Consider the following 25240-nt stretch of genomic DNA (forward strand, 5'->3'; position numbering starts at 1 on the left):
GTTTGCCCGATGTCATGTATTCGCGACCCTCCCCGGGAGGGTTTGGTCCGGGTGCCCTCCGTTACCCGTTCGTGACCATCGGCCCTCGACGTGGCAGGGTTGACGGACAGCCACACCGAATCGAGGACGATATGACGACGCTGCCCACCCCGACCGACACGACGGAGCTCCGAGTGGGGGTGGTGGGGCTCGGCTTCGCGGGCACCACCCACCTCGACGCCTATACGGCCCTGCCGGGAGCGCGCGTAGTCGCCCTCGCCGGGCAGGAGGCCGGCCGCCTGGCCGAGCTCGCCGAGACCCGCGGCGTGGAGGCGACGTACGCCGACTGGCAGGACCTCGTGGCGCGCGACGACCTCGACATCGTGTCGATCGGCGTGCCCAACGACCTCCACCACCCGATCGCCATGGCCGCGCTCGAATCGGGCAAGCACGTCTTCTGCGAGAAGCCGCTGGCCACGACGGGCGACCTCGCCGCCGAGATGGTGGCGGCGGCCCGGGCGGCCGACCGCGTGCTGGAGGTGGCGTACAACCACCGGAGGCGCGCCGACGTGCAGTTCCTGCGCCGCGAGCTCGACGAGAACCCCATCGGACGCGTCTACCACGCGCGGGCCAGCTGGCTGCGGCGGTCGGGGGTGCCCGGCATCGACTCGTGGTTCACCAGCAAGGCCGCGGCAGGCGGCGGGCCCCTGATCGACCTCGGGTCGCACGTGCTCGACATCGCGCTCTACCTGATGGGCGAGCCGACGGTCACCGCGGTCTCGGCCGTGGCCTACAACGAGCTCGGCCGCGCCGGCCGGGGCGGCAGCACGCGCGGCGGGCCCGTCTCGGCGCGCGGAGGACACGCGTTCGACGTCGAGGACTTCGCGAACGCGCTGCTCCGCTTCGCCGACGGATCGAGCCTGCAGCTGCAGGCGTCGTGGGCGTCGTACTCGAAGGCCCACGAAGACATCGAGGTCGAGCTGCTCGGCGCGGAGGGAGGCGTGCGGCTGCACGTCGACGACTACAGCACCGACGGGACGGTGACGCTGTACTGGGACGTCGCGGGCGCTCCGACGGTGTCGCGGCCCGACGTGCACGTTCCTGCGGGCCACCACCAGAGCGTGATCGAGGAGTTCCTGGCGACCATCCGCGAGGGTGCGGACGGCGCGGCTCCCCGGTACGCCGGCCACCACGGCGAGTACGCGCTGCACCGCTCGCGGGTGGTCGACGCCGTGTACGAGTCGGCGGCCGCCGGTCGCGAAGTGCCGGTCGAGAGCACCGAGGTGGTGGCCCGATGACCCGGATCGTGGTGTGGAACGAGTACGTCCACGAGACACGCGGCGACGAGGTGGTGCTCGGCAACTACCCCGACGGCATCCACGCGGTCGTCGCCGACGGGCTCCGCGAGCTGCTCGGCGCCGACGCCGACGTCACGACGGCGACCCTGCAGGAGCCCGAGCACGGCCTCACCGAGGAGCGCCTCGCCGCCACCGACGTGCTGTTCTGGTGGGGGCACATCGCGCACGACCAGGTCTCGGACGAGGTCGTCGACCGCGTGGTGCGCCACGTGCACGCCGGCATGGGGCTCGTGGTGCTGCACTCCGGGCACTACTCGAAGCCGTTCACCCGGCTGATGGGCACGACCTGCTCGCTCAAGTGGCGCAACGACGGCGAGCGCGAGCTCGTCTGGACGATCGCGCCCGACCACCCCATCGCCCAGGGCGTGCCGCACCCGATCGTCATCGACCGCCAGGAGATGTACGGCGAGCAGTTCGACATCCCCCGGCCCGACGAGGAGGTGTTCCTGTCGACGTTCGACGGCGGCGAGGTCTTCCGCTCGGGCGTCGCGTATCGCCGCGGTCTCGGGAAGGTGTTCTACTTCTCGCCCGGCGATCAGGAGTACCCCGTCTACCACCACCCCGACATCCGCCGGGTGCTGGCCAACGCTGCCGAATGGGCCGCGCCGACCGCGCCGCGCCGCGACCTGACGGCCGATCAGCACCCGCGCGACTGGTTCCTGAACGGGTAGTCGCCCGGCGAGCCCGGTGAGGAGTCGCTCGTTGCTCGGGGCGGGCGGGGTCACCGACAACCAGCGACTCCTCACCGGGCTCTGGGGGGGGCCAGGGGGCAGGGGCTAGGGGGCAGGGGCTAGGGGGCGGGGGCTAGAGGGCCTGGAGGTGGCGCTCGGCGAGGATGCCCCGGATGTTGGCGACGTCGGCGGCGATCTGCGCGACGAGCGCGTCGAGCCCCTCGAAGCGGACGTTGCCGCGGACGCGCCTCACGAAGTGCACCGAGATCTCACGGTCGTACAGGTCGAGCGAGGCGTCGAGGATGTGCGCCTCGATCTGCCGCTCGGGGACGCCTTCGAACGTCGGGTTGTTGCCGACCGAGACGGCGCCTCCGAAGACGCGGCCGTCGATGACGACCCAGGCGGCGTAGACGCCGTCGGCGGGCGTCACGCCCTCGGCCTTCGGGTCGAGGTTCGCGGTCGGGAACCCGAGCTCGCGGCCGCGCATCTCGCCGTGCACGACCCGACCGGTGACCGTCGGGTACAGAGCGAGCCGCGCCGCCTCCGGGGAGTCGACGAGGGGCTCGCCGAGGAAGGCGGTTGCGGTGTTCGCGGGCAGTGCTCCCATTACGCGTCCTGTCAGTCGAATAGCTGTCTGTTCGAACGACCCCGGCGTCGTTCTCCTGACGCTAGTCAACGCGCGGCGTATTGCGCCTATTCGTACGCAGTGTTACGAGTTCATTGCGCCTACGACGACGCCGCGACTCCCCCGGCGTTCCGGGGCAGTCGCGGCGTCACGTTGCCGATGAAGAGGCTGAGGGCGCCTAGACGGCGGAGTCGTTCTGCTTCAGCCAGGCGAGCGACGAGGCGATTCCCTCGAAGACGTCTCCGCTGTAGCCGTCGAACTCGACGACGCGGAGGGCCTGCGGGGCCGCCGCGAGGATGCCTGCGACGTCGACGTCGCCCTGGCCGGCGGGCGTCTGGTTCTCGAAGGCGGCCTTCAGCGCCTCGGGAACGACGAGAGCCGACTCGCTGCTGGGCAGCGCGTCGCGGATGTCGCCCGAGATCTTGCCGTCTTTCACGTGGATGGCGACGACTCGGTCGCCGAGGGCCTTCAGCACGGCCGGGGTGTCGGCGCCGCCGACGGTCGCCCAGAACGTGTCGAGCTCGAGGACGACCGCGTCGGAGAGCTGCGAGACGAAGAGCTCGTAGACGGTCTGGCCGTCGACCTTGTTCGTGAACTCCCACTGGTGGTTGTGGTAGCCGAAGCGCAGGCCGAACGACTTGGCGGCCTCGGCGAGCTCGTTGACGCGCGCCGAGAGGCGGGCCACGTCGTCGGCGGTCTGCCAGCGGTCGGTCGGGATGAACGGGTCGATCACCGTCTCGATGCCGAGGCGGGCCGCGGCGTCGAAGACCACGGAAGGGTCGTCGACGTCGATGACCGGAGCGTGGCCGGACGGCGCGGCGAGGCCGGTCGCGGCGAACGCGCGCTCGTAGTCGGCGACGCGCTCGGGGAAGGAGTACGGCTCGACGAGCTCGAAGCCGATCTCGCGGACCCGCGCCAGTGCCGAGTCGAGGTCGGCAGCGACGGCGTCGCGCAGGGTGTACAGCTGGACGGAAGGGGTCGTCATTGAGGGTCCTTTGAGTTGCCGAACGGTGGTAGGTTTCTCGATCAGCCTAGTCACGGCTGCTGTGCACGAGCCAACTCGCTCAGCCTAGAACCTCGAGCGGCGCTGGAACCTCGATCGGCCTCAGACCCCGGGCCAGCTCCTCGCCTTGGCGAGCGGCGCGGCGAACGACTCGATCTTGCTCGTCGTCAGTCCCTGCCGAACGAGGGTCTCGACCATGGCGGCCGCGGCGGCGACCCCGTCGATGACCGGGACCGGCAGACGGTCGCGGACGTGCTCCTCGAGACCGGCCATGCCCGCGCAGCCGAGGCAGATGACCTCGGCGCCCTTGGCGATAGCGCGCTGACCGGCCTCGACGAACGCCTCGGCTGTGGCGAAGGCGTCCTCCTCGAGCTCGAGCACGCCGAGCCCCGTGTCTTCGATGGCTGCGCACTTGGCGATGAGGCCGGCGTTCGTCAGGCTGTCCTCGATCTGCCCGACGGCACGCCGCACGGTCGTGACGACGCCGAAACGGCGGCCGAGCGGCATGGCCAGATGCGCGGCGGCCTCGGTGATGTCGACCACGGGTATGGACAGCAGCTCGCGCGCACCCTCCCGGCCGTGCTCGCCGAAGCCGGCCATGACCACGCCGTCGATGTCGGCGGGCAGCGTCTCGAGCGCCTGCAGCACGGCGGCCGCGCTGATGAAGCTGTCGTACCAGCCCTCGGCCGACGCGACTCCCCAGCTCGGGGTGACCGCGACGATCTCGACGCCGGGCCCGACCGCCAGGCGGGCGCGCGCGGCGGCCGTCTCGGTCATCGACTCGGTGGTGTTGCAGTTGACGACGGCGATGCGGATCATGCGGGCACCGCCCCCGGGACGCGGGCGAGGGCGACGGCCTGGCCGACTCCGCGCTCGGCGGCGAGGTCGATCACTCGGGCGGCGACGGCGAGGTCCTGGGCGGCGAGCCCGACGGAGTCGAAGACCGTGATGTCGTCGGGTGCGGTGCGGCCGGCCGCAGTTCCTGCGATGACCTCGCCCAGCTCGCTGAATCGCGTGTCGGCCGACAGCGCCCCCTCGGCGATCGCCTCGAGCAGGTCGCCGGACTTCGAGAAGGCGGTGGCACGGCTGTCGACGATCACCGTGCCGCGGGCCATGGCCTCGCCGTCGAGCTCGCGGTGCGTCGGACGGGGCCGGGCGCCGACCGCGTTGACGTGCTGGCCCTCGTGCAGCCAGGCGCCCAGGACGACGGGGTCGATCGACGGGGTCAGCGTGCAGAGCACGTCGGCCTGCTCGACGACCTCGCGGGGGCTCGACGCGATGACGCAGCCGCCGGGGAGGTCGAAGCGGACGCCCTCCAGGAAGGCGTCGACCGTGGACCGCGACCGCGACCAGACGACGATGCGCTCGAAGGGCATGGTCTCGGCAAACGCCCTGGCGTGCTCGATCGCGAGGTTGCCCGCGCCGATGAGGCCCAGGGTGCGGCCCCCGGGTGCGGCCAGGTGCCTCGTGGCGACGACCGAGGTCGCGGCCGTGCGGACGCGGGTGATGGAGGCGCCGTCGAGGATCGCGACGCACTCCCCCGTGACCGCCGACGACACGACGATGGTCGAGCGCTGCGTCGGCAGGCCGCGCTCGGCGTTGGCGGGGATGTCGGCCATCAGCTTCACGGCGACGAGGCCGAGGCGGTCGGAGCGCGAGGTCATCGGAAGGAAGACGGCCTCGTCGGCCCCGGTCAGGGCGCCCGGCGCGAGCTGCGTCATGGCACCCGAGCCGAGGTCGCGGTGGATGGCCTCGACGGCGTCGACGGCGTCGACCGAGGTGATCAGCGAGCCGATCTCGCTCGCACCGAGGACGACCGTCACGAGGCGGCGCCGACCGGAGCCGCGGCGCCCTGGAGCTCCTCGAGGGTGGGCACGTGCGCGAGCAGGCCGCCCTCGTCGAGGATGCGCATCCAGCGGTCCGACGCGTCGCGGTCGATGACGGCGGAGTCCCAGACGCCGCCCTCGGCCATCTCGGTCGCGGCGGAGCGGAGCAGCGTGTGGTCCTTGTCGGGCCAGCGGGCGGCCAGGACCGCGTCGATCTCGGCGTCGGCTTGCTTCGAGGTGATCTTCTCCATGGCGGTCGCGATGCCGTCCATGAAGCGGCCGAGGCGGTCGCCGAGCTCGTCGACGCGCTCGGAGAGGCAGTAGTAGACGCTGTTCGGCATGATGCCGCCGGCCTCGAGGTGCTGGAAGACGATGGTGCCGAAGCCGTCGGCGACGACCTCCTTGGCCGAGACCAGGTCGAGGATGATCGCGTCGCCGAGGCCGCCCTTGTAGAGCTCGATCAGCATGGCGGTCGAGAGGTCGCGGACGAAGCGGGTGGCCGAGACGTCGAAGCCGGCCTCGCGGATCAGGCCCGCGGTGAACTCGTAGGGGGCGCTGCCGCCGGCCCCGGGTGCCAGGACGACCTTGCCGGCGAGCTGGCCGAGGCTGATCGGAGCGGTCTCGGTGCGCGACACGATCGTCATCGGGAACTTGTGGTTGAGCTGGCCCACGACCGACAAACTGCGGTCCATGCCGGCGTACATGGCCGGGACCCAGAGTCCTCCGAGGGCCACGTCGGCCGCGCCCGACTCGATGTCGTCGAGGACGCCCGTCCACGGGTCGCGGGCCACGGCGGTGACCTGGAGGTCGTTCGCGGCGAAGATGCCGCCCTGCGCCGCGACGTACTCGGGCAGGTAGTTGAGGCCGTTGGCGGTCGCGGTGATCTTCAGGGTGTCCATGTGTTCCTCCAGGGAATCGGTTGCGGTGGGGCGGAGGCGGGGCCGGTGGTCACCGGCCCCGCCGGGTGGTCAGGAAGCGAGCACGTTCTCGTTGACGTCTTCGAGCGAGCGGCCGCGGGACTCCGGGGCGAAGCGCGAGGCGATGACGAGGATGGCGTACATGACTGCGGCGAGGCCGAAGACGCCGGCGAAGGCGAAGTGGCCGTAGAGGGCGATCGCGAGGAACGGCATGACCGCTCCGGCGATGTTGCCGATGCCGTTGACGATCGAGGCGCCGGAGGCGCGGATCGCGGTCGGGTAGACCTCGGCGGTCCAGGCGGCGAGCGTGGTGTTGGTCACCATGGTGAAGAACTGGAACAGGGCGCCGAGCACCAGGATCGCGCCGGTCGCGTTGCCGAAGCCGGCGAAGGCGAGGGCGGTGAGGCAGCCGAGGATCCCGGCCGTCGTGACCAGGGGTCGGCGGCCGACGCGGTTGGCGAGCAGCGCGGCCGCGGTGCAGCCGAGGAGCGAGCCCACGTTCATGATCATCGTGTACAGGAGGCTCTGCGAGACGGTGTAGCCGCGCTCGACGAGCAGGGTCGGCATGAGGAAGTTCAGCGTGACCTGCGAGCCGAAGGCCATCCACGAGGCGATGCCGATCGAGATGGTGCGTCGGAGCACGAGCGGGTGGAAGACCGCGGCCGGCGACGAGTGCAGCGCGACCGGGGGCAGGTCGGCGGCGGTCAGCGTGAGGGGCGGCTTGACGTCGGCCGAGGGGCGGAGCGAGTTCGAGGCGAGGATGGCCAGCGAGCGGTTCGCCTCGTCGATGCGGCCCTTGGAGAGCAGCCAGCGCGGGGTCTCGGGCAGACGGCGGCGGTAGAGCACGACCAGCAGGGCCGGGAGGGCGAGGATCACGAAGGTCCAGCGCCACACGTGGTCGTCGCCGCCCAGCGGGATGGCCAGGGGGCCGAGGAGCAGCAGGAAGAGGCCGTACGAGATGAAGTTGCCGATGCCTCCGGCGCCCACGTTGATCGTGGCGATGAGCCCGCCCCGGAAGCGGGTCGCGACCATCTCGGAGAGCATCGCGATGCCGATCATGAACTCGCCGCCGACGCCGATGCCGACGATGAAGCGGCTGACGAGGAGCATGTCGTAGTTGAACGAGATCGCCGACAGCAGGCCGCCGAGCGTGTAGATGAGGAGGTTGAGGCCGAGCGAGAAGCGGCGGCCGTACCGGTCGGCGAGGAAGCCGGCGAGGAGGCGGCCGACGAGGCCGCCCAGCACGGTGGCGGTGTTGATCGTGGTCAGCTGCACGTCGCCGATCTGGAGCGACGCCTTGATGTTGGTGGCCATGGCGCCGACCGAGTTCTGCTCGAGCGTGTCGAAGAACTCGCCAGCGAGGATCAGCATGAGCACCCAGAACTGGGCGCGGGTGAAGCCGATCGAGTCGAGGGCGGAGGCGACGCCGTTGCCGGTGGCGGACTTCGTGGGAGGGGTCGTGGTGCCGGTGGAAGCTGTGGAGCGGGTTACAGCAGTCATTCGAGACTCCAGCGGGAAAAGAGGTGGCGGCGCCAGATTCATTCTGCACCGTGCGGACACTCTTTTGTATACGAAAACGTGTTTCCGGCTGGTTTCGGGGAAGAAACGCTTGATTACGGGCGCCTGGCTGGCCCGACAATTCAACGATCTAAGCGCCCGACACGCCCAAAAAATCTACCTTTCGTATACGTTCAGTCGCGAAATGCAGGCTCGAGGGCAGCGAAGATCGCCTCGTCGCGCCGCAGGTGCTCCTCCATCAGGAGCCCGGCCTGAACCACTGAGCCGCGCAGGATCGCGTTGGCGACGGCCGCATGGTCGCCGCCGCTGGACGCCACCTCGTCCTGCGTCACCCGCTCGAATGCCCACGATGTCTGGTGCACGAGGCGCTCGATCATCTGATCGAGCCGGGCGTTGCCGGACGCAGTCGCCACGAGCCGGTGGAAGGTGAACCGCGGCGACTGCACCTCGACCTCCTGGTCGGAGCGCTCCTCGTTCACCACTGCGCGCAGCAGGTCGGCGCTCTCGCCGCCGCGACGCCCGGCGGCGAGCTGAGCCGCGAGCACCTCGAGACCGCGGCGGATCTGCATCAGCTCCACGACGGCCTCCGGCGACGAGTCGGCGACGCTGACGCCCTTGAACTTCTCGGCGACGACGAAGCCCTCTGTTTCCAGCTGGCGCAGGGCCTCGCGCACCGGCACCCGCGAGACGCCGAAGCGCTCCGCGAGCTGGTCTTCCTTCAGGCGCGTGCCCCGGGGCAGCGTGCCGGCGATGATCTCGGCACGAAGGGCTCGGAGGACGGACGCGGGCTTGGACTCCACGAGGCCGATCGTATCGGTCGGTGCGCAGGAACTCCTGGCGGCCGCCTCAGTCGACCCAGACGACCGTGCCGTTGAGCTCGTTCACGAGAGCCGCCACCCCGGCCCGCAGGGCGCGTCCGGCCCGCTCCGGCGTGAACGAGTCGGGGTCGTAGTGCGTCGGCGGCAGTCACGTTCGCGGTCGGTCCGGTGAGGAGTCGCTCGTTGTCGCCCAGCTCGCTGGCCGGGACAACGAGCGACTTCTCACCATCCCGGCCGGAGCAGTTGACCTCAAGCGCTTGAGGTGTGGTTCTGTGACGACATGACCACGATGACCATTCAGGACGCATCGCGCCGGACCAGGCTCAGCGAGCCGACCCTGCGCTACTACGAGGAGGTCGGGCTCGTCGGCCCGATCCTCCGCGACGACCGCAGCGGGCACCGCCGCTACCGAGAGACCGACGTCGACGACCTGCAGATTCTCGCCTGCCTGCGCGCCATGGGCATGGGCATCGACGAGATGCGCACGTACCAGGCCAACCGAGCCCTCGGAAATGCTGCGGCCGGCGAGCAGCGCGACATCCTGACGAAGCACGCCACGCGGATCGAGGCCGAGATCGCGACCCTGCACATCCACCTCGAGTACCTGAGCGCGAAGGCGGCCCTGTGGGATGCCCGCGACAAGGGCGACGTCGCGCTCGAGGCCGAGGCCAAGACCCGCGTCGACGCGATCCTGCCGCAGCTCGAGGGGGCGCTCCGATGACGCGGGTGCTGGTGACCGGCGGCTCGGGCTACCTCGGCAGCCGGCTCGTCGCCGACCTGCTGCTCGCGGGGGTCGAGGTCCGCACCACGGTCCGCTCGCTCGACAGCGAACCCGAGCTGCGCGAGGCCGTGCGCTGCGGTGGGGCCGACGACTCGGGGCTGGAGGTCGTGACCGCGACGCTCACCGAAGACGACGGCTGGGCCGCGGCCGCCACCGGCATGGACGGCGTCTACCACGTCGCCTCGCCGATGATCCTCGCGACCGAGCCCGACGAGGTCGTGATCCCAGCGCGCGACGGCAGCCTGCGGGTGCTCCGCGCCGCCCGCGACGCCGGCGTGCCCCGGGTCGTCCTGACGTCGTCGTTCGCCGCTGTCGGCTACTCGCCCAAGCGCGTCCGCGACTACACCGAAGACGACTGGACCGACCCCTCGACCCCCGGGCTCCCGGCGTACCCGCTGTCGAAGGCGGTGGCCGAGCGTGCGGCCTGGGACTTCATCGAGGCAGAAGGTGCAGGAACTGAGCTGGTCACCGTCAACCCCACCTGGATCGCCGGACCCACCCTCACCCGCACCGCCCGCTCGTCGCTCCAGGTGTTCACGGCGATGATCGGCGGACACATGCCCGTGACGCCCCGTCAGCTGTTCGGGATCGCCGACGTGCGCGACGTGTCGCAGTTGCACATCGCCGCGATGACGACCGCGGCCGCTGCGGGCCGCCGCTACCTCGCCCTGGCCGACGGCCCGACGACGACGTTCCTCGAGGTTGCGACCGTGCTCCGCGAGCACTTCCCGGTGCTCGCCGAGAAGGCGCCGACCGAGGAGGCCCCGGGCGACGACCTCCCGCCGCTCGTGATCCACAACGAGCGGGCCAAGGCCGAGCTGGGCTTCCACCCGCGGCCCGTCGAGGCGACTCTGGTCGAGACCGTCGAGAGCCTGGTCGAGCTCGGACTCGTCGGCTAGGGCCGCCGGGTGTAGCTCGTCACGGTCACGCCCGAGGGCAGCACGCGCACCTCGCCCTGGGCCAGCCTGGTGACGGGGAAGCCGTCGGAGAAGAGCCGCTTGCCGGTGCCCAGCACGACGGGGTAGGTCACGAGGCGGTACTCGTCGACCAGGTCGTGCTCGGCCAGGGTGCGGATGAGGCGGGTGCTGCCCCACACACGCAGCTCCCCGTCGGTCTCGTCGCGGACCCGGCGCACCTCGGCGGGCAGGTCGGCGCCGAGAAGGTGAGAGTTGGTCCAGCCCAGCTCGGTGAGGGTCGTCGAAGCGACGTACTTCGGCACGCGGTTGTAGCGGCGCGTGAACTCGCCCATGAACCCGGGGGCGTCCTCGGGCCAGACTCCCCACGCGCCCGCCCAGATGTCGTACGTCTTGCGCCCGAGCAGCAGGGCCGCTGTCTTGGCCTCCCAGTCGGTGACGACGTCTCCCAGGTCGGCGTCGTCCTGCCAGCCGCCATGGCTGAAGCCGCCCTCGGTGTCCTCGTCCGAGCCGCCCGGCCCCTGCGCGACGCCATCGAGGGTGAGGAAGGTCTGCACGACGAGGGGGCTCATGCGCGCGAGGCTACGCCGTGCACCGGCTCTTCCGTGCGAATCCGACGATTTGCCGCTACTGTCGCGGAAGTCATCGATACTCCGCCCGGCGCCTCACCAGGCCGTGCGCAGCATCGCCGCCCGAGGGCGGCGCCGACCGGATCAGGACCACGCATGCTCGACTCCCTCCGCCGACTCCTCGCGCGCCCCCTCGTCGCGCTCTGGCTCGCCTTCAGCCGCCACTCCTGGCGACGCCGCGTCCTCCCCCATGACTCGCCGCACGTGCGCGCACCGGGCACGAACCCCGATCGAGTCCTGATCGTGGGCGACGGCGCCGCCGCGGGGCGCGGCGTCCTGACTCACGATCTCGGTCTTCCCGGCTTCCTGGCCCGCAGCCTGACGGAGCGGACCGGCCGCGCCACCGACGTCGACGTCCTCGTCGACGACGAGATGGACACCGTCGCCTGTGTCGACGCATTGGCCGAAGTCGACCTCTCCCGGTACGACATCGTGCTGCTCTCGATCGGCGCCCACGAGGCGCTCACACTTCTGGCGCCCGCCGAGTGGGAGGCGTCGGTCGCGGCCCTCGTCGGCTTCGTGCGGCAGCGGACACCGAGCGCCTCGCTCGTCTTCGTGCTGGCGGTGCCCCAGTTCGGCGTGAACCCGCACTTCCCGAGACGACTGGCCGACATCGTCGACTTCCACGTCGGACTGATGAACACCATCACCGAAGACCTGGCCACCCCGCGGTCGGGCATCGTCTTCGTGCCCGAGTCGAAGGGGCACGTCTACGAGACGGCCGAGGCCCGCGTCTACGAGCGCTGGGCCGACTCGATCGCCGAGCGCATCCACGAGAACCTCGATCCGAGCCGCCCCGCCGCTGCCGACACCTCGGAGGCCGATGAGCAGGAACGCCAGCACGCGTTCGAGGAGGTCGAGGCCGCGCTGCAGGCCGCCGACCCCGATCCCGTCCTCGACGGCCTCGCCGCCGACACCCGGCGCGCGCTGGGCACCGAGTTCGCCGCCGTCACCCTCGTCGGGCGCGACACGCAGAGCACGATGGCCAGCAGCGGCATCGATCTGGCGACCGTGCCGCGTGGGCAGTCGCTGTGCGACCTGACCGTGCGGCGAAGCAGCCACTTCGCCGTCGAGGACGCCAGCCGGGACTCCCGCTACGCCTGGTACTCGATGATCGCCGGGGAGCCGGGCATCCGCTTCTACGCCGGCTACCCGCTCGAGTCGCCGACGGGCCAGCGAATCGGCGCCCTCTGCGTCATGGACTCGAAGCCGCGGCGCTTCACCCCCGACGACGCAGCGGCCCTCCGCACGCTGGCGTCGAAGGTGCAGCAGCGCATCTACGAGGTCGCGTCATAGGGAGCGCTCACTCGTCGGGAGACGCTGCGCCCAGGGCGGAGGCGATGACGCGGAAGTCGGCCTCGGGGACGGACGACTCGCCGCGGGCTACGCCGGGTAGTCGCCCGCCCGCAGGTCGTCGAGCAGCACGGGGTGCGACGGCGCCCAGCCGAAGGTGTCGCGCGTCCAGGCGCTCGACGCGGGCTGGTCGATGCCGAAGATGATGCCGAGAGGACCGAAGCTCTCGGCCGGGACCTGCTGCACGGGAACACCGAGCTGCTCGCCGATGACCGTGGCGATCTCGAGCATGGTGTCGCCCTCGGAGCTGACGGCGTTCACCGCGGTCCCGGCCTCCGCGGTCTCGAGCGCGAGGCGGTACAGCGAGGCGGCGTCGCGGCGGTGCACCGCGGGCCAGCGCTGGCTGCCGTCGCCGACGTACGCCGAGAACCCCGACTGGCGTGCCGCACCGATCAGGATGCCCGCGAACCCGTAGGCCGCGTACCGCTCGTGGACGGAGCGCGGCAGGCGGACGGCCGACGTGCGGACTCCCCGATCGGAGAGCGCCAGGATGCGGTCGACGTTGATGCCGCGGCCGCCGACGGGGCCGTCATGCGGCAGAGGGTCGTGCTCCGTCGCGAGCCGGCCGTCGACCCAGGTCGTGCCCGAGACGATGGTGAACGGCTTGCCCGTGCCCACGAGGGCGGCGCCGATGGCGTCCATGGCGAGGCCCTCCTCGGCGATGCTGGCCTCGAGGTCGCCGAAGTCGTTGCTGAACGCGAGGTGGATCGCGCCGTCGGCCTCCGTGGCCGCGTTCGTCAGCACGTCGAGGTCGCCGAGACCGCCGAGCACGGGCGTGCCCCCGGCGGCGACGACCTTCTGCGCCGACGACTCCGAACGGGCGAGGCCGAGCACCTCGTGGCCGTGGGCGACGAGCTCCTCCGTGACGACGGAACCGATGTGGCCGGATGCTCCGGTGATGAATACGCGCACTGCATGCTCCCTGGGTCGATGATGATGCGACTGATGTCCCATCACCGTAGCACCGTGATGGGACTCGTGTCGCATCGCTAGGATGAACCCATGCCTCGATGGGAACCAGACGCACGCGAGCGCTTTGTGACGGCAGCCCTCGAGCTCTTCACCGACCAGGGCTATGACGAGACCACGGTCGCCCAGATCGCCGACCGGGCAGGGTTGACGCGCAGCACGTTCTTCCGCCACTTCTCCGACAAGCGCGAGGTGCTCGCCGCAGGCCAGGCCACCCTGTCGCGCCTCTTCGCGGAGGGCATCGCGTCAGCCCCCGCCGAGGCGACGCCCCTCGAGGCCGTCGCCTCAGGGCTCGCCACCGCCGCCGCGTCGATGACCCCGTTCAACCGCGAGCTCGGCCCGCGACTCGAGGCCGTCATCGCGACCAGCGCCGAGCTGCGCGACCGGGCCCTCCTCAAGCAGGTGGGCATGGCCGCCGCGATGGCCGACGCCCTCCGCGCCCGCGGAGTCGTCGACCCCGTCGCGGCCACCGCGGCCGAGCTCGGCGTGCTCGCCTTCCACGACGCGTTCTCGGAGTGGATCGCCGACGCCGACGCCCCGCCCCTCGCCGACCTGCTGCAGACGGCTCTCGGTCGGCTCCGCGCCGCGGTGGCCCAGCTGGGCTGATCGGCGGCCACCCGCCGCCGGGCCCCACCGGGGGCTCCCGCCACGCTCGGCCCCGCGTTAGGAAACCGTCAGGATCCTGCGAGCGCCCGCACGGGTCCTGTTAGGACCGCCGTCGCAGCCCCGCCGCGGGTGTCTGATCGGATCCGTGATCGTCTTCAGCCTCATCGCGGCCGCCCTCGGGGTCGCCGCCCTCGTCTATCTCGTCGTCGCGCTCGTGAAACCCGAGCGGTTCTGATGACGATGCCCGACTCCGTCGCCGGCCTGCTCCAGATCATGACCGTCCTGGTCGTTCTGGTCGCCCTCCACCGTCCGATGGGCGCCTACCTCGCCTGGGTCTACAGCGCCCGTCGCGACTGGCGCCTCGAGCGCGGCTTCTACCGCGTGATCGGAGTCGACCCGTCGCGCGAGCAGTCGAGCGGCGCCTACCTGCGCGGCATCCTCGTCTTCTCGACCGTCGGCATCGCCTTCGTGTTCGCGTTGCAGAAGCTGCAGGCGCTCCTCCCCTACTCGCTCGGCTTCGGCTCGATCCCGAACGCGCTCAGCTTCAACACGGCGGTGTCGTTCGTGACGAACACGAACTGGCAGTCGTACTCCCCCGACGTCACCATGGGCTACGCCGTGCAGCTCGGCGGGCTGGTCGTGCAGAACTTCGTGTCGGCCGCCGTCGGCATGGCCGTCGCGGTCGCGTTGATCCGGGGCCTCGCGCGGGTCCGCTCGGGCACGCTCGGCAACTTCTGGGTCGACCTGACCCGCGGCCTCGCCCGCGTGCTGGTGCCGATGGCCGTCGTCGCGGCGGTGGTGCTCCTCGCGGGTGGCGTGATCCAGAACTTCGGCGGCTTCGAGCACGTCACGACCCTCACCGGCGGCAGCGCCGTGATCCCGGGCGGACCGGTGGCGTCCCAGGAGGCCATCAAGATGCTCGGTACGAACGGCGGCGGCTTCTTCAACGCGAACTCCGCCCACCCGTTCGAGAACCCGAACGCCTTCACCGACCTGTTCGAGATCGTCCTGATGCTGATCATCCCGTTCTCGATGCCGCGCCTGTTCGGCCGCCTGGTCGGCGACACCCGCCAGGGCACCGCGATCGCGGCCGTCATGGCGACGATCTTCGCCGCCTCCCTCACCGCGATGACCATCTTCGAGACGCACGGCGCGACGGGCGCGATGGAGGGCAAGGAGACCCGCTTCGGCGTCTGGTCGTCGACCCTGTTCGCGACCGCGACGACCTCCACCTCGACCGGCGCGGTGAACTCGGCGCACGACTCGTACTCCGCGCTCGGCGGCATGATGGCGCTGCTCGACATGATGTTCGGCGAGATCTCGCCGGGCGGCGTCGGCTCGGGCCTCTACGGCATGCTCGTGCTCGCGATCATCACCGTGTTCATCGCGGGCCTGCTCGTCGGCCGCACGCCCGAGTACCTCGGCAAGAAGATCGGCCCGCGCCAGATCACGCTCGCCTCCCTCTACATCCTGGTCACGCCGACGCTCGCCCTGGCCGGCACGGCCCTGAGCTTCGCGCTGCCGGGAGTCCGCGACAGCGTCATCTCGACATCGATCTTCAACCCGGGCCTCCACGGGGTCACCGAGGTGCTCTACGCCTACACCTCCGCCGCCAACAACAACGGCTCGGCGTTCGCCGGCCTGACTGCGAACACCGACTGGATGAACATCTCGCTCGCCGTGGTCATGCTGCTCGGCCGCTTCGTGCCCATCGCGTTCGTCCTGGCGCTCGCGTCGTCGTTCGCGGCTCAAGACAAGGTGCCCGCCACGGCCGGCACGCTCCCCACCCACCGGCCGCAGTTCGTCGGCCTCCTCCTCGGCGTGTCGATCGTCGTGACCGCCCTCACCTACTTCCCCGTGCTCGCACTGGGACCCCTCGCCGAAGGACTCAACTGACATGACCACCCTCGAGACCCCCGATCGGGCGCAGGAACTCGCGCCCACCCCGTCGAAGAAGACCGCCTTCTCCGCCGCCCAGCTCGTCGAGGCCCTCCCCGGCGCCCTCCGCAAGCTCGATCCCCGCCTGATGTGGCGCAACCCGGTCATGTTCCTCGTCGAGGTCGGCGCCGCGTACACGACCGTCCTCGCCGTCGCCGAGCCGTTCACCGGCGGGCCCGGCGAGTCCGGCGGCTCGGTCGTCCCCGGCTCGTTCACCTGGGCGATCGCGGCGTGGCTGTGGCTGACCGTCGTCTTCGCCAACCTCGCCGAGTCGGTGGCGGAGGGCCGCGGCAAGGCGCAGGCTGAGACGCTGCGCAAGACCAGGACCTCGACGAGCGCCGTCCGGGTGCTCGACTACGACGCGTCGGGCGACCCGGACGCGTCGACGTCGGCCACCGACGAGATCTCGTCGGCCGACCTCACCCTCGGCGACACGGTCGTCGTGGTGGCCGGCGAGCTGGTCCCCGGCGACGGCGACATCGTCTGGGGCATCGCCAGCGTCGACGAGTCGGCCATCACGGGCGAGTCGGCCCCGGTCATCCGCGAGTCGGGAGGCGACCGCTCGGCCGTCACCGGCGGCACGCGGGTGCTGTCCGACAGGATCGTCGTCCGCATCACGTCGAAGCCCGGCGAGACCTTCGTCGACCGGATGATCTCGCTGGTCGAGGGGGCCGCCCGGCAGAAGACCCCGAACGAGATCGCGCTGAACATCCTGCTCGCGTCTCTCTCGATCGTGTTCGTCGTCGTGGTGCTCACGCTCAACCCGATCGCCTCGCTCAGCGATGCCGCAGCGTCGATCCCGGTGCTGATCGCCCTGCTCGTCTGCCTGATCCCGACGACGATCGGCGCCCTGCTCTCGGCCATCGGCATCGCCGGGATGGACCGCCTCGTGCAGCGGAACGTGCTCGCCATGTCGGGGCGTGCCGTGGAGGCCGCGGGCGACGTGACGACGCTGCTGCTCGACAAGACGGGCACCATCACCTACGGCAACCGCCGCGCCAGCGAGTTCCTGCCCCTGGGCTCGGCGACCGAGGACGAGCTGACGGAGGCCGCAGCCACGTCGTCGCTGGCCGACCCGACGCCCGAGGGACGCTCGATCGTCGACCTCGCCGTCGAGAACGGGTTCGCCGTGCCGTCGGCCCCGGCAGGCGCCGTCGTGCCGTTCACCGCCCAGACGCGCATGAGCGGCGTCGACTTCGCCGATGGCTCCGCCGTGAGGAAGGGCGCAGGAACCGCCCTCGCCGCCTGGGTCGCCGCCGCCCGCGAGCAGTCCGCCGCCTCCCTCGCGGGGACCGCCGCGGAGCGCGACGCCCTGGACCGGCTGGTCACCGGCGTCTCGAACGCGGGCGGGACCCCGCTCGTCGTGGCCACGCGCTCCGTCGACGGGGCCACCCGCATCCTCGGCGTCGTGCACCTGAAGGACGTCGTGAAGGACGGCCTCGCCGAGCGCTTCGCCGAGCTGCGCCTCATGGGCATCCGCACGGTGATGATCACCGGCGACAACCCGCTGACGGCCCGAGCCATCGCGGCCGAGGCCGGGGTCGACGACTTCCTCGCCGAGGCCACGCCCGAGGACAAGCTCGCTCTGATCAGGAAGGAGCAGGAGGGCGGCAACCTCGTGGCGATGACCGGCGACGGCACCAACGACGCTCCCGCTCTCGCCCAGGCCGACGTCGGCGTCGCCATGAACACCGGCACGTCGGCGGCGAAGGAGGCCGGCAACATGGTCGACCTCGACTCCGACCCGACCAAGCTCATCGACATCGTCCGGATCGGCAAGCAGCTGCTCATCACGCGCGGCGCCCTGACCACGTTCTCGATCGCGAACGACGTGGCCAAGTACTTCGCCATCATCCCGGCCATGTTCGCCGGCATCTTCCCCGGGCTCGGGCTGCTCAACATCATGCAGCTGCACTCGCCCGCGTCGGCGATCCTCTCGGCGATCGTGTTCAACGCGCTCGTCATCGTCGCGCTGATCCCGCTGGCGCTGCGCGGCGTGAAGTACCGCGCGGCGTCGGCATCGTCGATCCTGTCGCGCAACCTCCTGATCTACGGGCTCGGCGGCATCGTCGCCCCGTTCGTCGGGATCAAGCTCATCGACCTCGTCGTCTCCCTCCTCCCCGGTTTCTAAGGACCCGTCTCATGTCTGTTCGCACCTCCGCGCGCCCCTGGTGGGTCGCACTCCGCGCCATGCTCGTCTTCACCGTCGTGCTCGGCGTCGCCTACACGGCCCTCCTCACCGGAGTAGGGCAGCTCGTGCTGCCGCACCAGGCGAACGGGTCGACCGTGAGCTCGGGCGGCCCGGTCGTCGGGTCGTCGCTCATCGGGCAGTCGTTCGCCGACGAGGACGGCAAGCCGCTGGCCCGGTGGTTCCAGTCGCGGCCCTCCGCCGCCGGCGACGGGTACGACGCGTCGGCGTCGAGCGCCAGCAACCTGGGGCCGTCGAACGCCGACCTCGCGTCGTCGATCAAGGATCGTCGCGCGGCGATCGCCGCCTTCGAGGGAGTCGCGCCGGCCTCTGTCCCCGACGACGCGCTCACCGCGTCGGGTTCCGGACTCGACCCGGCGATCAGCCCGGCGTACGCGCTGCTCCAGGTGAAGCGGGTCGCCGCCGCCACCGGACTCTCCGACGCAGTTGTCCACAGGCTGGTCGAATCGAGGATCAGCGGCCGCGAGGCCGGATACCTTGGGGAGCCCACGGTAAACGTGCTGGAGCTCAACGTCGCTCTGGCCGCACTGACGAAAGACTGACGCAATGGTTCGAGGGCGGCTCCGCGTGCTGCTCGGCGCCGCGCCCGGGGTGGGCAAGACGTACACGATGCTCGAAGAGGGCGCGCGGCTGAAGGCCGAGGGGCGCGACGTCGTCGTGGCCGTCGTCGAGACCCACGGGCGCGCGGCCACGGCGGCCCTCGTGGGCGGCCTCGAGGTGCTGCCGCGGCTGGCCTCGCAGCACCGGGGCGTCGAGCTCGCCGAGATGGACGCCGACGGGGTCGTCGCCCGCCGACCCGACATCGCCCTCGTCGACGAGCTCGCCCACACCAACGCGCCCGGCAGCCGCAACGAGAAGCGCTGGCAAGACGTGCTCGACCTGCTCGAGGCCGGGGTCGACGTGATATCGACGGTCAACGTGCAGCACATCGAGTCGCTGAGCGATGTCGTCGAGCAGATCACCGGCGCTCCCCAGCGCGAGACGATCCCCGACGCGATCCTCCGGTCGGCCGACCAGATCGAGGTCGTCGACCTCGCCCCGCAGGCCCTCCGCGACCGGCTGGCCGAGGGCAACGTCTACCCCGCCGCCCGCGTCGACGCCGCGCTCTCGAACTACTTCCGCCTGGGCAACCTGACCGCGCTCCGCGAGCTGGCGCTGCTGTGGCTGGCTGACGAGGTCGAGTCGGCGCTCAAGGCCTATCGGGCCGAGAAGGGCATCGACTCGACGTGGGAGGCCCGCGAGCGCGTCGTCGTCGCCCTGACCGGCGGCCCCGAGGGCGAGACGCTCATCAAGCGCGGTGCCCGGATCGCGGCCCGCTCGGCCGGCGGCGACCTGATCGCCGTGCACGTCAGCCGACAGGACGGCCTCGCCGACTCCCATCCCGGCACCCTCGCCGCCCAGCGCGCGCTCGTCGAGAAGCTCGGCGGCAGCTACCACCAGGTCGTCGGCGACGACGTGCCGCGCTCGCTCGTCGCGTTCGCCAAGTCGATGAACGCCACGCAGCTCGTCATCGGCGTCAGCCGCCGCTCGCGGCTCGCCGCCCTGCTGACCGGGCCGGGCATCGGGGCGACGGTGATCCGCGAGTCGGGCTCCATCGACGTGCACATCGTGTCGCACTCGCGCGCCGGCGGCCGCTTCACCCTGCCTCGCCCCGGCGGAGCCCTGACGCTCCGCCGGCGAATCGTCGGCCTGGTGCTCGCGCTCGTGCTCGGCCCGCTCGTCACGCTGCTGCTGACGGCCGTCCGCTCGGACAACACCCTCACCAGCGACGTGCTCGTCTACCAGCTGCTAGTCGTGATCGTCGCCCTCGTCGGCGGAATCTGGCCGGCGCTCATCGCGGCCGTCCTCTCGGGGCTCACCCTCGACTTCTTCTTCGTGCAGCCGATCCACAGCGTCACGATCGACCGGCCGCTGCACCTGCTCGCCCTGGCCCTGTACGTGGTCAACGGCCTGCTGGTGTCGTACGTCGTCGACCAGGCCGCACGCCGGTCGCGGTCGGCGGCCCGCGCCCTGGCCGAGTCGGAGCTGCTGGCGACCGTCGCCGGCAGCGTGCTCCGCGGGCAGGACGCCCTGGCGGCGCTCGTGTCGCGCACCCGCGAGGTCTTCGGCCTGACGAGCGTGCGCGTGCTCGCCGAGGGGCGAGTCGTCACCGAGGCGGGCCAGGCCGACCGCGACGACCGGGTGACCACCCTGCCGACGGGCACGCACGGAACGCTCGAGCTGCGCGGCCCCGACCTCGCGGCCGCCGAGCAGCGGCTGCTCGCCGTCATCGCCGCCCAGGTCGACGCGGCGCTCGAGCGCTCCGCCCTGCGGCAGGCCGCCGACGAGGTCGAGCCGCTCGCGCAGGCCGACCAGATGCGCACTGCGCTGCTCGCGGCCGTCGGCCACGACCTCCGCCGCCCGCTCGCCGCGGCCACCGCCGCCGTGACCGGCCTGCGCTCCCCCGGCGTCGAGTGGACCCCCGCCGACCGAGACGAGCTGCTGGCCACCGCCAGCGAGAGCCTCGAGTCGCTCGCGACCCTCGTCACGAACCTCCTCGACGTGTCGCGCGTGCAGGCCGGCGTGCTCGCCGTCTCGCTCGCCGCCGTCGACGTCGACGACGTCATCCTCGGCTCGCTCGACGAGCTCGGCCTCGGGCCCGACGAGGTCGAGCTCGGCCTCGCCGACGCGCTGCCCGCCGCCCTCGCCGACGGCGTGCTGCTGCAGCGCGTCGTCGTGAACCTGCTCGACAACGCGGTGCGGCACTCCCCCGCCGACGTGCGGGTCCGCGTCGCGGCCAGCCACTTCGACGGGCGTGTCGAGCTCCGCGTCGCCGACCACGGTCCCGGGATCGCGGCCGACCGCCGCGACGAGGTGTTCGTGCCGTTCCAGCGGCTCGGCGACACCGACAACACGACGGGTCTCGGCCTCGGCCTCGCTCTGTCGCGCGGCTTCACCGAGGGAATGGGCGGCACGCTCGACGCCGAGGACACCCCGGGCGGCGGGCTGACCATGGTGGTGTCGCTGCCGGTGGCGGGGGTTTCGGTGGCGGGGGCGCCAGTGGCGGCTTCGCCTGATCCTGCGCCGCCCGAGGGGGCCGCCTCGTGAAGATCCTGGTGGCCGACGACGACCCGCAGATCGTCCGCGCCCTGCGCATCACCCTGGGTGCGGCAGGCTATGAGGTCGTGACGGCCGCGGACGGAGCCGCCGCCCTCGCCCAGGCCATCTCGCAGCACCCCGACGTCGTGATGCTCGACCTCGGCATGCCCCACCTCGACGGAGTCCAGGTGGTGCAGGCCCTGCGCGGCTGGTCGCAGGTGCCGATCCTCGTCGTGTCGGGCCGCACCGGAGCCGCCGACAAGGTCGACGCCCTCGACGCCGGCGCCGACGACTACGTCACCAAGCCCTTCGCGATGGACGAGCTGCTCGCCCGCATCCGCGCCCTCACCCGTCGCACCGCCCCGGCGGCCGAGTCGCCCGCCGTCCGCCTCGGCGACGTGACCGTCGACCTGGCCGCGCGCGTCGTCACCGGCCCCGGCGGTCCTGTGCGGCTGACCCCGACGGAGTGGCGCCTCCTCGAGCTCCTCCTCGCCAACCCCGGCCGGCTCATCACGCGCGAGGCGATGCTGACCCAGGTGTGGGGCCCCGCGCACGCCCGCGACACCGGCTACCTCCGCCTCTACCTGGCGCAGCTCCGCAAGAAGCTCGAGCCCGTGCCCGGCGCCCCGCGCTACCTCGTCACCGAGCAGGGCATGGGTTACCGCTACGTCCCCTAGCGCGCCGGCCCGCTTATCCCGGCGCCGCGGACGCCCGCCCCGGGCGACCGGAGGCTGGCCCGAACCGGAGGGACTGCGCCGAACCCAAGGGTTCCCCTCTTCGGCGCCGGCGAGGTCTGCGGCTGGGCCCGCCGAATCGGCTCGGCCCCGCCGTCGCGTCGCCGAGTCCGAGCCGAAACGGCGGGGGCCGGGCCCGAGTCGGCGGGGCCGAGCCGAAACGGAGGGCCGCCCGAGCCCGCACTGCCGCGACCTCGCCCACACACCCCGCGTGGGCGGGGGTTCGCCGGGTCGGGCGCGCCCCGGAGACCCGCCCGAACCGACCAGCCCCGCCCATACACCCCACCGCCCGCGCCGCGCGAGCCCCGCCGGTACGCTGGCCCCATGACCGACGTCGAGATCCGCACCGTCCAGCTCCGCCGCTACGCACTGCGCGCCGGAGTGATGGCGGAGTTCCTGCCGTGGTGGCACTCCAAGCTCGTGCCCGTCCGAGAGAAGGCCGGGTTCGCCATCGAGTTCGCCTACGCGATCCCCGAGAGCAACGAGTTCGTCTGGGCCGTCAGCGCTCCCGGCGACGCCGCCGCGTTCGCGCAGATCGAGGCCGCGTACGTGGGCTCGCCCGAGCGCGCCGAGGCCTTCGAGGGCATCGACGGGTGGACCGACTCGCAGGTCATCACGCTCGTGAACGTCGAGTCGTAGACCCGCGCCAGAAGGCCCGGCGCGCACGCGACCGAACCCCGGCAGGGCACTGGGGCGCAGCTGCGACGAGCCCGCCGGGCGCTCCCGCGCGCCCCGGACTCCGCGAGCACGCCGCCGACCTCCGGGGCTACGGCTCGACCCGCGCCCGGAGCTCGTCGCGCTCGGCCCTCGACGTCGCTCCGCCGGTCAGCGTCGGCGCCGAGCCGACGAGCAGGCGGGTGTAGGCGTGCTGCGGCGTGTTGATGATCGAGTCGGTGGAGCCCTCCTCGACGATGCGCCCGCGGTAGAGCACGACGACGCGGTCTGTGATGCCGGCCACGGAGCCCAGGTCGTGCGAGATGAACAGGAGCGAGACGGCCGGGCCCGCGAGTTCCTGCATCAGCTCGAGGATCTGCACGCGGTTCGCGGAGTCGAGCGCGCTCACGGGCTCGTCGAGGATCAGCAGCCGGGGCTCCGTGATCAGCGCACGCGCGATGGCGGCCCGCTGACGCTGGCCTCCCGAGACCTGGCCCGGAAGCCGTGACAGGAGCCCCTCGTCGAGGTGCACCCTGGCGAGGTACGTGCGCACTCGGCGGGCGATCTCGTCGGCGGCCAGCCCTCCCCCGGTGACGAGCGGCTCGGCGATCGACTGCTCGATCGTGAACTCCGGATCGAGGCTCCGCATCGGGTCCTGGAAGACGTACTGCACCTGGCCCGTCCGCCGAAACGCCCGCAGCTGAGCCGGCTTCAGGGTCGTCAGCTCGGTACCGCCGAACCGGACGCTGCCGTCGGAGGGCTCCACGAGTCCGAGGATCGCGCGAGCGAGGGTGGACTTGCCCGATCCGGTCTCGCCGATGAGCCCGACGACCTCGCCGGCTCGGATCCTGAGATCCGCGTCGAAGAGCACCTGCTTCTGCCGTGCGCCGCGGCCGTACGCGACCTGCAGCTTCTCGACGGTGAGGATCGTCTCGGCGGTCATTCGGCGGCTCCTGCCGGTCGGAGGAACCGCTCCAGTCCGAAGCGGTGGTGCTCGTCGAGGAGCAGGCGCGTGTACTCGTGCTCGGGGTCGTGGAGCACGCGCTCGGTCGGCCCCTGCTCGACCACGGCGCCGGAGCGCATCACGAGAACGTCGTCGCAGATCTGCGCGACGACGGCCAGGTCGTGCGAGACGACGATGAGGGCCAGGCCGAGGCGGTCCTTCAGGTCGGTGAGCAGGTCGAGGATCTCGGCCTGGACCGTCACGTCGAGCGCCGTGGTCGCCTCGTCGGCGATGAGCACCGCCGGCTCGCACGCGACGGCGGCCGCGATCAGGACACGCTGCAGCATGCCGCCGGAGAGTTCGAACGGGTACTGGAAGAAGACGTACTCGGCATCGCGGATCCGCACCGTCTCGAGAAGCGAGACGGCGGCCGCTCTCGCCTCGCGGCGCGGCAGCCCCTTCTTGACGCGCAGGATCTCCTCGATCTGCCGCCCGACCGGGATGGACGGGTTGAGGTAGGTCGCGGGGTCCTGGAAGACCGCCGAGATGGTGGTGCCCCGGAGGGCCGTCCACTGCCTGCGGCTGAGCGCCGCCGTGTCGCGGCCGTCGATCTCGATGCGTCCGGCCGTGACCTCGAACAGCTCGGGCAGGACCCCCAGGAGGGCGCGGCACGTGATGGTCTTGCCGCTTCCCGACTCGCCGACGATGCCGAGCGCCTGCCCGGGTCGCAGCGAGAACGAGACGCTCTCGACGGCGACGTCGTCGTGCAGGTGGTTGTAGATGCTGAGGCCGTTGACGGCGATGACGGTACGATCCGCGGTCATTCGACCCTCCCGGCGAGCTGCGGCTGAAGTCGGCGCCCACGGCGCCGGGCCTTGGCGAGCGCGCGCTTCTTCAGCAGGATCCGACCCGCCTCTCCGGAGGTGTCGCGGAGCACGTCGGCGAGCAGGTTGAGCGCCCACACGGTGAGCATGATGAGGACGATCGGGTAGGCCGGCGCGTACGGCTGATAGGCCAGGTAGCCGAGGTCGGAGGCGAGCATGCCTCCCCAGGTGGGAGCCGGGGGCTGCACGCCGATGCCGAGGAACGTCAGGCTGGCGACGATGACGAGGCCCACTCCCGCGGCGTTGGCGAAGGCGATGCCGATCGGGGCAAGCACCTTGGGCCCGATGTGGCGGCGCAGGACCCACCCCGTCGAGCCGCCGCTGAGGACCGCCGCTTCGACGTACTGCGAGCTCGACACCGTGAGTGCGGCGGCGCGCGACACCCGGTAGAACATGGGCGACAGCAGGATGCCGACGCTCAGCATGGCCTGGGTGAGGCCGTTGCCGAGAAGAGCGGTCAGCGCCACCGCGAAGACGAGAAAGGGCAGAGCGATCAGCGTGTCCATGATGCGGAGGGTGAGCCACTCGAAGACCCGGCCGAGGTAGACGGACAGCAGGCCGGGGATGGTCCCGACGACCAGCGCGATGGCGGCGACCTCGAAGGCTCCGAGGATCGAGACGCGGGAGCCGGCGAGGAGTCGACTGAGGACGTCTCGACCGAGGTAGTCGGTTCCCAGCAGGTGCGTCGCCGAGGGTGCCTGGAGGAGCGCGGAGCCGCCCGCGAGCGGGTCGTCCGGCGCGAGGGCCGAGCCGAGGATCCCGAGCAGGAGGACGAGCACCAGGAGCACGGACGCGATCCAGAAGGACGGCAGCCGGCGCAGTCGCGAGTACAT

Annotated in this window: 25 protein-coding genes; 13 read left to right on the forward strand and 12 right to left on the reverse strand. The window is 71.6% G+C overall.

Going from position 1 to position 25240, the window contains the following annotated elements; all coding sequences use genetic code 11:
- The first annotated feature begins 131 nt into the window (after nucleotides 1–131).
- Together AC07TY_RS17290 and AC07TY_RS17295 are read left to right on the forward strand one after the other, a co-directional pair.
- Nucleotides 132–1277, forward strand: a complete 1146-nt coding sequence (locus tag AC07TY_RS17290) for a Gfo/Idh/MocA family protein (protein ID WP_488626678.1) — start codon at nucleotides 132–134, stop codon at nucleotides 1275–1277.
- The gene (locus AC07TY_RS17295; RefSeq protein WP_488626679.1) at nucleotides 1274–2008 is read left to right on the forward strand and encodes a ThuA domain-containing protein; all 735 of its coding nucleotides are present in this window, start codon (nucleotides 1274–1276) and stop codon (nucleotides 2006–2008) included. Before AC07TY_RS17290 ends, AC07TY_RS17295 begins: the two co-directional genes overlap by 4 nt.
- Nucleotides 2009–2141: 133 nt before the next feature.
- On the opposite strand, the gene AC07TY_RS17300 is transcribed toward AC07TY_RS17295, so the two are convergent.
- The 7 genes from AC07TY_RS17300 to AC07TY_RS17330 form a co-directional block, all read right to left on the reverse strand.
- Nucleotides 2142–2615 (reverse strand): riboflavin kinase, encoded by a 474-nt coding sequence (locus AC07TY_RS17300; protein WP_123507134.1) that lies wholly within the window; start codon nucleotides 2613–2615, stop codon nucleotides 2142–2144.
- Between the two features lie 196 nt (nucleotides 2616–2811).
- Nucleotides 2812–3618: a sugar phosphate isomerase/epimerase family protein gene (locus tag AC07TY_RS17305; protein WP_488626680.1), complete on the reverse strand. Its 807-nt coding sequence runs from the start codon at nucleotides 3616–3618 to the stop codon at nucleotides 2812–2814.
- 120 nt (nucleotides 3619–3738) lie between these two features.
- Entirely contained in the window at nucleotides 3739–4455 is a 717-nt protein-coding gene (locus tag AC07TY_RS17310; RefSeq protein ID WP_488626681.1) for an aspartate/glutamate racemase family protein, read from the reverse strand.
- Nucleotides 4452–5459 carry an ornithine cyclodeaminase family protein gene (locus tag AC07TY_RS17315; protein ID WP_494786130.1) on the reverse strand — a complete coding sequence of 336 codons (1008 nt, stop codon included), beginning with the start codon at nucleotides 5457–5459 and terminating at the stop codon, nucleotides 4452–4454. Before AC07TY_RS17315 ends, AC07TY_RS17310 begins: the two co-directional genes overlap by 4 nt.
- Nucleotides 5456–6361, reverse strand: coding sequence for an ABC transporter substrate-binding protein (locus AC07TY_RS17320; RefSeq protein ID WP_488626683.1), 906 nt, complete (start codon nucleotides 6359–6361; stop codon nucleotides 5456–5458). The genes AC07TY_RS17315 and AC07TY_RS17320 overlap by 4 nt, the downstream gene beginning before the upstream one ends.
- A 69-nt stretch (nucleotides 6362–6430) precedes the next feature.
- Nucleotides 6431–7879 (reverse strand): MFS transporter, encoded by a 1449-nt coding sequence (locus AC07TY_RS17325; protein WP_233580063.1) that lies wholly within the window; start codon nucleotides 7877–7879, stop codon nucleotides 6431–6433.
- 191 nt (nucleotides 7880–8070) lie between these two features.
- Nucleotides 8071–8697 (reverse strand): GntR family transcriptional regulator, encoded by a 627-nt coding sequence (locus AC07TY_RS17330; protein WP_488626684.1) that lies wholly within the window; start codon nucleotides 8695–8697, stop codon nucleotides 8071–8073.
- Nucleotides 8698–8995: 298 nt separating this feature from the next.
- Here AC07TY_RS17330 and AC07TY_RS17335 point away from each other — a divergent pair, with 298 nt between their 5' ends.
- Together AC07TY_RS17335 and AC07TY_RS17340 are read left to right on the forward strand one after the other, a co-directional pair.
- Complete coding sequence (locus AC07TY_RS17335; RefSeq protein ID WP_494786131.1) at nucleotides 8996–9436, forward strand: MerR family transcriptional regulator; 441 nt, start codon at nucleotides 8996–8998, stop codon at nucleotides 9434–9436.
- Nucleotides 9433–10395 carry an NAD-dependent epimerase/dehydratase family protein gene (locus AC07TY_RS17340; protein ID WP_494786132.1) on the forward strand — a complete coding sequence of 321 codons (963 nt, stop codon included), beginning with the start codon at nucleotides 9433–9435 and terminating at the stop codon, nucleotides 10393–10395. Before AC07TY_RS17335 ends, AC07TY_RS17340 begins: the two co-directional genes overlap by 4 nt.
- Here AC07TY_RS17340 and AC07TY_RS17345 read toward each other — a convergent pair.
- The gene (locus tag AC07TY_RS17345) at nucleotides 10392–10982 is read right to left on the reverse strand and encodes a dihydrofolate reductase family protein (protein ID WP_123507141.1); all 591 of its coding nucleotides are present in this window, start codon (nucleotides 10980–10982) and stop codon (nucleotides 10392–10394) included. The two genes, AC07TY_RS17340 and AC07TY_RS17345, sit on opposite strands and share 4 nt — an antisense overlap.
- A gap of 153 nt (nucleotides 10983–11135) precedes the next feature.
- Here AC07TY_RS17345 and AC07TY_RS17350 point away from each other — a divergent pair, with 153 nt between their 5' ends.
- On the forward strand, nucleotides 11136–12335 hold the full coding sequence (locus tag AC07TY_RS17350) for a GAF domain-containing protein (protein ID WP_488626688.1): 1200 nt from the start codon (nucleotides 11136–11138) through the stop codon (nucleotides 12333–12335).
- Between the two features lie 87 nt (nucleotides 12336–12422).
- Here AC07TY_RS17350 and AC07TY_RS17355 read toward each other — a convergent pair whose 3' ends face one another.
- Entirely contained in the window at nucleotides 12423–13304 is an 882-nt protein-coding gene (locus tag AC07TY_RS17355) for an SDR family oxidoreductase (RefSeq protein ID WP_494786133.1), read from the reverse strand.
- 90 nt (nucleotides 13305–13394) lie between these two features.
- Between AC07TY_RS17355 and AC07TY_RS17360 the strand changes: the two genes are divergently transcribed.
- The 8 genes from AC07TY_RS17360 (at nucleotide 13395) to AC07TY_RS17395 (ending at nucleotide 22565) form a co-directional block, all read left to right on the forward strand.
- Complete coding sequence (locus tag AC07TY_RS17360; RefSeq protein WP_123507144.1) at nucleotides 13395–13967, forward strand: TetR/AcrR family transcriptional regulator; 573 nt, start codon at nucleotides 13395–13397, stop codon at nucleotides 13965–13967.
- 145 nt (nucleotides 13968–14112) lie between these two features.
- Entirely contained in the window at nucleotides 14113–14202 is a 90-nt protein-coding gene (gene kdpF / locus AC07TY_RS17365; RefSeq protein ID WP_123507145.1) for a K(+)-transporting ATPase subunit F, read from the forward strand.
- 5 nt (nucleotides 14203–14207) lie between these two features.
- Nucleotides 14208–15863, forward strand: a complete 1656-nt coding sequence (gene kdpA / locus AC07TY_RS17370) for a potassium-transporting ATPase subunit KdpA (RefSeq protein WP_494786212.1) — start codon at nucleotides 14208–14210, stop codon at nucleotides 15861–15863.
- Nucleotide 15864: 1 nt separating this feature from the next.
- Nucleotides 15865–18036, forward strand: coding sequence for a potassium-transporting ATPase subunit KdpB (gene kdpB / locus AC07TY_RS17375; protein ID WP_494786134.1), 2172 nt, complete (start codon nucleotides 15865–15867; stop codon nucleotides 18034–18036).
- 11 nt (nucleotides 18037–18047) lie between these two features.
- Nucleotides 18048–18656, forward strand: coding sequence for a potassium-transporting ATPase subunit KdpC (gene kdpC / locus AC07TY_RS17380; RefSeq protein WP_494786135.1), 609 nt, complete (start codon nucleotides 18048–18050; stop codon nucleotides 18654–18656).
- Nucleotides 18657–18660: 4 nt separating this feature from the next.
- Complete coding sequence (locus tag AC07TY_RS17385; protein ID WP_494786136.1) at nucleotides 18661–21201, forward strand: DUF4118 domain-containing protein; 2541 nt, start codon at nucleotides 18661–18663, stop codon at nucleotides 21199–21201.
- Complete coding sequence (locus AC07TY_RS17390; protein WP_123507149.1) at nucleotides 21198–21869, forward strand: response regulator; 672 nt, start codon at nucleotides 21198–21200, stop codon at nucleotides 21867–21869. The genes AC07TY_RS17385 and AC07TY_RS17390 overlap by 4 nt, the downstream gene beginning before the upstream one ends.
- A 381-nt stretch (nucleotides 21870–22250) precedes the next feature.
- On the forward strand, nucleotides 22251–22565 hold the full coding sequence (locus tag AC07TY_RS17395) for a hypothetical protein (protein ID WP_494786137.1): 315 nt from the start codon (nucleotides 22251–22253) through the stop codon (nucleotides 22563–22565).
- Nucleotides 22566–22692: 127 nt separating this feature from the next.
- Here the strand turns inward: AC07TY_RS17395 and AC07TY_RS17400 are convergent, their stop codons facing one another.
- From AC07TY_RS17400 to AC07TY_RS17410, 3 genes are read right to left on the reverse strand one after another with little or no spacing between them, the layout of a single operon-like run.
- The gene (locus AC07TY_RS17400) at nucleotides 22693–23523 is read right to left on the reverse strand and encodes an ABC transporter ATP-binding protein (RefSeq protein ID WP_488626693.1); all 831 of its coding nucleotides are present in this window, start codon (nucleotides 23521–23523) and stop codon (nucleotides 22693–22695) included.
- Nucleotides 23520–24347: an ABC transporter ATP-binding protein gene (locus AC07TY_RS17405; protein ID WP_488626694.1), complete on the reverse strand. Its 828-nt coding sequence runs from the start codon at nucleotides 24345–24347 to the stop codon at nucleotides 23520–23522. The genes AC07TY_RS17400 and AC07TY_RS17405 overlap by 4 nt, the downstream gene beginning before the upstream one ends.
- Complete coding sequence (locus AC07TY_RS17410) at nucleotides 24344–25240, reverse strand: ABC transporter permease (RefSeq protein ID WP_494786138.1); 897 nt, start codon at nucleotides 25238–25240, stop codon at nucleotides 24344–24346. The genes AC07TY_RS17405 and AC07TY_RS17410 overlap by 4 nt, the downstream gene beginning before the upstream one ends.

The organism is Frondihabitans sp. GW821-FHT04F02, from assembly GCF_059420045.1.

Excerpts from the sequence above, each read along its gene's own strand:
- AC07TY_RS17385 (WP_494786136.1), top strand. The coding sequence starts at position 18,661 with ATGGTTCGAGGGCGGCTCCGCGTGCTGCTCGGCGCCGCGCCCGGGGTG.
- kdpA (WP_494786212.1), top strand. The coding sequence starts at position 14,208 with ATGCCCGACTCCGTCGCCGGCCTGCTCCAGATCATGACCGTCCTGGTC.
- kdpC (WP_494786135.1), top strand. The coding sequence starts at position 18,048 with ATGTCTGTTCGCACCTCCGCGCGCCCCTGGTGGGTCGCACTCCGCGCC.
- kdpB (WP_494786134.1), top strand. The coding sequence starts at position 15,865 with ATGACCACCCTCGAGACCCCCGATCGGGCGCAGGAACTCGCGCCCACC.
- AC07TY_RS17340 (WP_494786132.1), top strand. The coding sequence starts at position 9,433 with ATGACGCGGGTGCTGGTGACCGGCGGCTCGGGCTACCTCGGCAGCCGG.
- AC07TY_RS17295 (WP_488626679.1), top strand. The coding sequence starts at position 1,274 with ATGACCCGGATCGTGGTGTGGAACGAGTACGTCCACGAGACACGCGGC.
- AC07TY_RS17410 (WP_494786138.1), bottom strand. The coding sequence starts at position 25,240 with ATGTACTCGCGACTGCGCCGGCTGCCGTCCTTCTGGATCGCGTCCGTG.
- AC07TY_RS17350 (WP_488626688.1), top strand. The coding sequence starts at position 11,136 with ATGCTCGACTCCCTCCGCCGACTCCTCGCGCGCCCCCTCGTCGCGCTC.
- AC07TY_RS17395 (WP_494786137.1), top strand. The coding sequence starts at position 22,251 with ATGACCGACGTCGAGATCCGCACCGTCCAGCTCCGCCGCTACGCACTG.
- AC07TY_RS17290 (WP_488626678.1), top strand. The coding sequence starts at position 132 with ATGACGACGCTGCCCACCCCGACCGACACGACGGAGCTCCGAGTGGGG.
- AC07TY_RS17310 (WP_488626681.1), bottom strand. The coding sequence starts at position 4,455 with ATGATCCGCATCGCCGTCGTCAACTGCAACACCACCGAGTCGATGACC.
- AC07TY_RS17345 (WP_123507141.1), bottom strand. The coding sequence starts at position 10,982 with ATGAGCCCCCTCGTCGTGCAGACCTTCCTCACCCTCGATGGCGTCGCG.
- AC07TY_RS17305 (WP_488626680.1), bottom strand. The coding sequence starts at position 3,618 with ATGACGACCCCTTCCGTCCAGCTGTACACCCTGCGCGACGCCGTCGCT.
- AC07TY_RS17400 (WP_488626693.1), bottom strand. The coding sequence starts at position 23,523 with ATGACCGCCGAGACGATCCTCACCGTCGAGAAGCTGCAGGTCGCGTAC.
- AC07TY_RS17325 (WP_233580063.1), bottom strand. The coding sequence starts at position 7,879 with ATGACTGCTGTAACCCGCTCCACAGCTTCCACCGGCACCACGACCCCT.
- AC07TY_RS17320 (WP_488626683.1), bottom strand. The coding sequence starts at position 6,361 with ATGGACACCCTGAAGATCACCGCGACCGCCAACGGCCTCAACTACCTG.
- AC07TY_RS17335 (WP_494786131.1), top strand. The coding sequence starts at position 8,996 with ATGACCACGATGACCATTCAGGACGCATCGCGCCGGACCAGGCTCAGC.
- AC07TY_RS17300 (WP_123507134.1), bottom strand. The coding sequence starts at position 2,615 with ATGGGAGCACTGCCCGCGAACACCGCAACCGCCTTCCTCGGCGAGCCC.
- AC07TY_RS17360 (WP_123507144.1), top strand. The coding sequence starts at position 13,395 with ATGCCTCGATGGGAACCAGACGCACGCGAGCGCTTTGTGACGGCAGCC.
- AC07TY_RS17405 (WP_488626694.1), bottom strand. The coding sequence starts at position 24,347 with ATGACCGCGGATCGTACCGTCATCGCCGTCAACGGCCTCAGCATCTAC.